This window comes from Novipirellula sp. (genome assembly GCF_041583735.1).
Taxonomy (GTDB): Bacteria; Planctomycetota; Planctomycetia; order Pirellulales; family Pirellulaceae; genus Novipirellula.
The window spans coordinates 1-4,874 of the sequence record NZ_JBFHFD010000650.1; the positions used below are offsets into that span (position 1 = coordinate 1).

General features: G+C 55.9%; 4 protein-coding genes. 1 reads left to right on the plus strand and 3 read right to left on the minus strand.

Annotated features, from left to right (window positions below):
• Window positions 1-218 precede the first annotated feature (218 nt).
• Window positions 219-1,187 (minus strand): serine O-acetyltransferase EpsC, encoded by a 969-nt coding sequence (epsC, locus tag ABX962_RS30210; protein ID WP_339940317.1) that lies wholly within the window; start codon window positions 1,185-1,187, stop codon window positions 219-221.
• 280 nt (window positions 1,188-1,467) lie between these two features.
• Complete coding sequence (locus ABX962_RS30215) at window positions 1,468-1,896, minus strand: hypothetical protein (protein WP_339940319.1); 429 nt, start codon at window positions 1,894-1,896, stop codon at window positions 1,468-1,470.
• 592 nt (window positions 1,897-2,488) lie between these two features.
• Here ABX962_RS30215 and ABX962_RS30220 point away from each other — a divergent pair.
• Window positions 2,489-2,884, plus strand: a complete 396-nt coding sequence (locus ABX962_RS30220) for a hypothetical protein (RefSeq protein ID WP_372725123.1) — start codon at window positions 2,489-2,491, stop codon at window positions 2,882-2,884.
• A gap of 22 nt (window positions 2,885-2,906) precedes the next feature.
• On the opposite strand, the gene ABX962_RS30225 is transcribed toward ABX962_RS30220, so the two are convergent.
• The coding region (locus tag ABX962_RS30225; protein WP_372725125.1) for an RND family transporter at window positions 2,907-4,874 on the minus strand (1,968 nt) is incomplete at its 5' end.

The window sequence follows — 4,874 nt, forward strand, 5'->3', positions numbered from 1 at the left end:
CCGCGTCGTCGATATCCACTGACATCGCAAAATCCGCTGACATCGCAAACAAATCGAGGAATTGTTAGGAAATAACTTCGCGGTCCGCCCGGGCGGTCTTATGTCGAAGTGATTTCCGAACCATTCCTAAACTTGATCGAATAACCGGCTTGAAACCGAGAACGAGCGATCAATCGTCGATGCGGTCGTCGCGGTTCGATGCGGTTGTGCCCCAGCTGCTAAATCTGAAAATTCAGCTCGTCGACAAGTGCATCGTTTTGCCCACTGCGAACTCGCAGTTGTGGTTTTTCGAGTACCACGGTGGTTTGGGGGCCCACGCTCTTGGTGATCCATACGCTCGATCCGATCACGCTGTCTTTGCCGATCGTCGTCTTGCCACCCAAGATTGTTGCGTTGGCGTACACGACCACACCATCTTCGATCGTGGGATGTCGCTTCGTTCCACGAATCAAATGTCCATCGTCATCGGTCTTGAAACTGAGTGCCCCAAGGGTGACCCCTTGATACAGCTTCACGCCGCGACCGATCACACATGTTTCCCCGATAACAACGCCAGTACCGTGGTCGATAAAGAAATGATCGCCAATCGTTGCACCGGGGTGAATATCGATTCCTGTTTGCTTATGCGCCCATTCCGTCATCATGCGAGGGATAAACGGAACATGCAGCTTGACCAATTGATGGGCGATTCGGTAGACCGTGATCGCCTCGAAACCGGGATAGCAAAAAACCACTTCGTCGCTGGTTTGGCATGCCGGGTCGCCATCGTATGCCGCTTGGACATCGGTCGCGAGAATCCGACGCAGTTCGGGGATTCGCTTTAACAGCTCGATCGCCATCGCTTGCCCTTTGGCTTCGAAGTCGATATCGCTTTCGCAATCCATGTGATTCTTTTGCACTCGGTGCTCGTGTCGGAGCGCCCGGGCAATCTGAGTCGTCAATTGGTCATGCAGCGAATCAATCAAGCTGCCGACGTGATAGCGAACGTTCCCTGCGTGCAGCCCCGTCTTGCGACGGTAACCTGGGTAGAGGACATCCTTCAAATCCAGCAAAATCTCGACCACTGCGGTGTAGCTTGGCAGCGGGCAATGACCGAGATGATTGATCGCATCGTCGGGAGTATAGGTCGCAACAATCTGCTCGGTTAATTCAGGCAGCTGCTCTTTCAAGCGAAAGTCGGACGACACGGTACTTCCCTCAATTCAGATGACCAAACCAAAATCATACCTCAACGTTTCTTCAAGGTATGGTTACGAAATCACAATTACAATCGTAACCACATTCTCAGCGAGCGTCTGCCTGGTGAACCGGGGCATCGTCCCCCGTCCTGCCTTGCGGCAACCGTATTTAGCCTGCTGGTGACCGAACCGGGCCGTTGCTGACGGTGCTTCGGCCGCTGAAATAGCGGGGCACTGTGTCCCCTTTATCTCAAACGAACCGAAGCCGATTTCACCCGTTCAATCGGTCTTAGCGACCAATCGTCGGTGGGTTATCCAACAAGAAATCACGAGGCCCGTGATGGCTGTAGTAAGGATAGCCGACCTGGCCGGTCGGAGGCCCTGGGTTGACCGGTTGGGCTTGGATCTGTGCCCCCGCACCGTGGCCAAATAGCCCCGGTTGCAGGTGCGAGCTGTAATCCAATCCGCCTTGTTGCCATCCGAGAGGGCCGGCAACGCAGCCGGTGCGGCCGCCGCAGTTGCCGCCACACGATTGGCAACCGCTATGCTTCGCGCCAATCCGGCCTAGTAAGCCTGTGCCGCCAGTCGAGCCACATTGGCCCGAGTTGCAGCTTGGATTGCCACAGCCGTGACTGCCGCCACGAACGTTGTGATGCAAGCACCCTGTGGTGCTTAACAATAGACCTGCAAGAGAACCAATTAATAGCCAACGATTCATCGCCGAATCCTTCCGCGAATACGCCACATGCTTGTAGCGAGAGTGCTGTGGTGTTTTATGTAGGGGTCGCCCCAGACAAATCCGCTCTTTCAAACGAATTTCTCGAGCACGACGTCATATCACTACTGTCATTCGGCCTTTGCCGGTTAAGCCATACACATAATCGCTGCGACCCGAGCAAAGCGAACGAATCGACCATGACAAAGACTTCGTAAACCTCCCAAATTATTGCTAGCGATGCGGAATGGAGGTTTGCTGTATCGCCAATCGGTGCGAAACCGCCAGCTTCCATCCAAGTTTTCAGCAGTCCACCGCGTTCCGTCCGCTCGAAATCGAACGTTTTATCGAGTGGCAACCATCGTATCCGGCGGCGACCGAGCGAGGCTTCACGCTCGGAGCGCTAGCAAAGTAGCGAGCAGGGTTCCCCCGGACGGTGTTCACCCGGACGGTCCATTTTTCTCGGCTTGCAAACCCGCGGCCAAGTTTGGTAGTCCCGAGTGTATACGAACGCACGGCACGTTCGCTTGGCATTGGCCCGCGGCAATCGGGGTCACGCCCCTCCCTCGACTGGACAGAAAAGGAATCGATCGTCATGAAACGACCAACAGGGACCAAGCTTGCATGGATCATTGGCTTGTTCTGCGGAATGCAAACCATCGCAACGCAAACGGCCACGGCCCAGGTTACGGTGCCACGTGTGATGTCCGCAACGACCGATCGAAGTGCGACGCTTGAAGAACAATTGGTCAATCGACTGCGAGCCACGAGCGAAGACCAGCGTGCCTACCTACGTTTTGTCGTGCTGAAAGTCAAAGAAGAGAAGCTCGACCTCCGATTGGTCGTCGCGGTGGAGCGTTACGCGCTGCGTCGCCGCCCTGATTTTCCGTTTCCGTTCTTCGAGCGCGCGATGAAAGTCCAGGCGGCTAAATATGGTGTCGTGATGCCACCGGTTAAATCATTTGCTTCGACGATTGCGGTCCAGCGATAGAGTGGTCGGCGAAACCGCCATTTCATTTATTTTGAGTCGACCGCATTTGCCGAGCTCGGCGCCGCCGCGGCAACCGCCGCACATCAAATGGTTTGCGGCGACGCGGTTCGTCCGATCCGATCGCCGCTTTGGGGTCGGCTCCGACCGACCGCGCCAACCAGCGTCCTAAAACGCTGGACATCAACGATGGCAATAGCAGCAGGTCGCCCACGAGCGCCGCCATTAGCAATCCCATCATCAACACCGCAAATTGGCTGGTCGGCACAAAATCGCTGAACCAATACGCCATCAGCGACAATCCGCAAACGAGCGTCGTTTGCAACATTGCCCAACCGCACTGCGACAACGCCCCAAAGACGGCACGAATCTGGCCCAGCCCGCGGGCTCGACGTGAACCATAGCGGCTAACCAAGTGGATCGTATCGTCAACCGCAATTCCCAACGCCACACTCGCCGTCATCACGGATCCAATGTCCAAGGGCGTCCGAATCAACCCCATACACCCGAACAAGGCGATCGTGGGAAAGAGATTGGGAAGCATCGCGATCAATCCACCGAGCAAACTTCGCAGCAAGAACATCATCACGATCGCAACGACACCAAACGCGGCCAAGAAGCTGCGGAACAAGTCGCGGAGCAGCACTTCTTGGGCTTTTTGGACGATCGCGACATGCCCTGTCAACGTGACGGTCGCATCCAATTCGCGATCAGCAATGGCGGCATCGACCGCATGACGAATATGCGTGATCATCGCTCCGTGATCAACATCTTCATTTTGAGGCAAGCGAATGCTGATCCGCCAAACCTCTGCGTTATCGTCACGAGAAATGAACCCCAATTTTCCAATCGACGACTCGGGATCCCGAATCAATGAACGCACCACACTCCGGCTGGCGGTCGCCGACAAACTCGCCCCACTCTGAACTGGCGGAATAAACGACAATGGCGACAACACGCCATCAACCGATTCCTGTTGGAGTGCGGTCTTGTGTACCTGTTTGACCAAATCTAATCGCTGCAGCGGATCATCGTCTTCGGTCATTGGTGGAAACGAAACCAACAGTTCGCCCGTTACCGTCGGTCCGATATTCTCTTCGAACCATTCATACTGAACTCGAATGTCACTGCGAGGCAAAAACATTCGTGGCACATTGACCGAGGTTTCCAGGTTTCGAAGCCCGAAGCCAAACCCGATCGTGATCACCACAAAGCTGATGATGACCGGCCACGGACGCGCCAATCGCTTACGAATCCTTCGCCGCACACGACCGCGAAGGCGGCTAAGCCACGTGTTCTTGGGCTCGGCCTCGGGCGATGGCATACGAGGATCGGTCAGCACCATTGCCCCAGGCAGCACTAACAACAACATCAGCAGCGTGCCCAAGACGCCCATCGACGCAATCGCACCAAAGATGCGAATCGGTTCGATCCGTACCAACACAAGTGATCCCAGCCCGACCACCGTGGTTCCGGTGGCTAACAAACAGGGGGACATTCCCGCCCGCATCGCCCGCCGTGCCGCTCCGGTGCGATTGAGTTCGGGATGTTCGTGCGATGCATCCAAGTAATAATTACTGAGGTGGATTCCCGCCGAGACAGTCAACACGAACACCAACGGTGGCAACACGATCAGCACGGCGTTTAGCGGAGTGCCTAGATAGTAGACCGCCGCCAACACCATCCCTTCACCGATCACGGCGACCAACGTGATCACGGCGGTCAAAGGGATCGACCGCAAAGCGATAAAACACAAAATCGCGGCAAACACTGCCGAGGGTGGCGCAAAATAACGAACCGATCGGACACTCGCCTCATCCACCGTCGCTCCGTCAAACGGACCGCCGACCATCGCGACCGCGTCGACCGGAACGTCGACTTGCCGCGCCACCATTTCGCGAATCACTGGCAACACATGACGGCGTGCGACCAGTGCCGATTCATCCATTGATACGATCATGCACGTTTGTTCGCCGTCATCTCCGACCATCGA

What these genes read in the sequence shown, in the direction of transcription:
- ABX962_RS30215 (WP_339940319.1), bottom strand. Translation starts at nt 1,896, where the DNA reads ATGAATCGTTGGCTATTAATTGGTTCTCTTGCAGGTCTATTGTTAAGC.
- ABX962_RS30220 (WP_372725123.1), top strand. Translation starts at nt 2,489, where the DNA reads ATGAAACGACCAACAGGGACCAAGCTTGCATGGATCATTGGCTTGTTC.